Here is a 1,777-nt window from a genome sequence, read left to right on the forward strand (position 1 = left end):
TTTTTATTTGTCTATTACGGCATCACATTATAAGCCTGTAAATGCTGAATCTGTAATTGCCCAAAATGGGCGTGAGCAGGGGCGGGGTGTGAGGTCGTTCTAAGGCAAAATACTTTGTACTGGCAGAACAAAGAAAGAATGAACTTTCACATGTGAAAGTTTTTGGGGTACGGGATGGAACAAGCAATTCAAAGTTACTTGGCTGACGACCGGCAATATCAAGACAGGATTACCGCAGCTCTCAGCCAGGTTGAAGAGAAAGGTGCAGAGTACGAAGCTCTTTGCCAGCAGCGTGCTCAGTTGGGGATCTGGCAAAAAATTATAACGTTCTGGCAGTTTCGTCGAGACATCGCCGTTATACGTTCAGCACTAAAAGGCCATAACAGCGATTTGCGGTATTTGCGCCGTGGGAGAGACCAGCTCAAAGAGGGATTGGTTTCTCGGGCCGTGAAGCAAGCGATTGACGGTAGCCAGATTCTGGAACGAATCACCCAAGCTCAAGATAGGCTTGACGCCGCATCTCGACTCCACGAGAGCAACAAGCGACTGGTGGACATGGGGCAAAAAGCCTTACGTGAAATCAGTGAGGCCTCTTCCAGTGTTTCATCAGCACAAACAATGGAGGTTCTCGACCTTGTGACTGACAACAAGGGCATTTCCGTCATGTCGTCGATGTCAAACTCCTCGGCCAGCAGTGAAATAGACGATGCGAAGAGAGCTGTGAAAACCTTCGCAAATGCGCTGGGGGATCATCGTGACATTGTGGGCTCACTGCACCACTCAATGGCAACTGAGTTTATCGATCTGGGTATGGACTTTGCCGGTTTGAATGATGGTTTCGACTTTGGGAGCGTCTTCTCGCTGTTCAGCTTGTCGTCTGCCAGTTCCTCTCTGGACAAAGTAGAGTCTCGCGTTAAATCTCTGATGCCAGATCTAAGACGAGCCGCCTCCAATTCGGCAGCAGAGTATGCCCGTGTTAACGAAGAGTTCTTTGGCCTGAAACAACAGGCCTGTTGCCAAGTGCATGAGTTGCTGGTGACAAATGGTATAGACGTGTCAGTCAAGCGCGTTGAATCCGCCGTGAACAGCTACAGAGTTGGAAGGTGATATTTACAGCATCATAAAATGAACTTATGATGTGAGGTGATCAACAAGTCGAAATTTATTTAAAGGATAAGCGATGAGCGATATTACACAGCAAATGGACAAACTTGAGATTCCAATCAAGTTGTCCTTTCCAGTCATCAACGTTAGCACTTTTGAGCTGGGCCGCGCAGAGAGCGTTTTCTCTGACATTGCAAAGAAAGTCGGCAAGCACTTTATTGTAATGCCATTCAAGAAGCTGCCTGATCCAGGCACGATGAAGGCAATGGTGGACGAGTCCAAGAAGTCCTCCAAAAACGGAGTTGTCGTGTTCGACACTTTCTTTTTCGACCGCCAACGTGCAAACCCGGAAACACTCCCAGCCCTCAAGTCATCACTGACCTATCTGGAGAATGAGGGGATCAACTACATCATCGCTGGCAAAGACGTCTTCAATGAAGAGTTCGTTTATCACATCGATCTCCCGGCTATGAGCAATCAGGAAATCCTGAAACTGCTCCAGACCTGTGAAGATAACGTGAAAGATGGTGGAGTCTTCGAGAGCAACGAACGTGCTGTCATCGCAAACCACGCCCTGGGCTTGTCACACACCCAGATGAAGAACGTCTTCACCTACTCCGCTTACTTGAAATTCAAGGGTGAAGAATACCTGGGCGAGATCCGAAAAGAAAAA

1 protein-coding gene and 1 pseudogene are annotated in these 1,777 nt (G+C 47.9%); both read left to right on the forward strand.

The features are described from left to right. Positions 1 to 174 precede the first annotated feature (174 nt). On the forward strand, positions 175 to 1,107 hold the full coding sequence (locus tag BHE89_RS16165) for a hypothetical protein (protein WP_069370013.1): 933 nt from the start codon (positions 175 to 177) through the stop codon (positions 1,105 to 1,107). A gap of 73 nt (positions 1,108 to 1,180) precedes the next feature. After that, positions 1,181 to 1,777, forward strand: a pseudogene (locus BHE89_RS16170) (AAA family ATPase); the annotation flags it as partial.

The organism is Shigella sp. FC1967 (assembly GCF_001743005.1).
In the GTDB taxonomy this organism is placed as follows: domain Bacteria; phylum Pseudomonadota; class Gammaproteobacteria; order Enterobacterales; family Enterobacteriaceae; genus Proteus.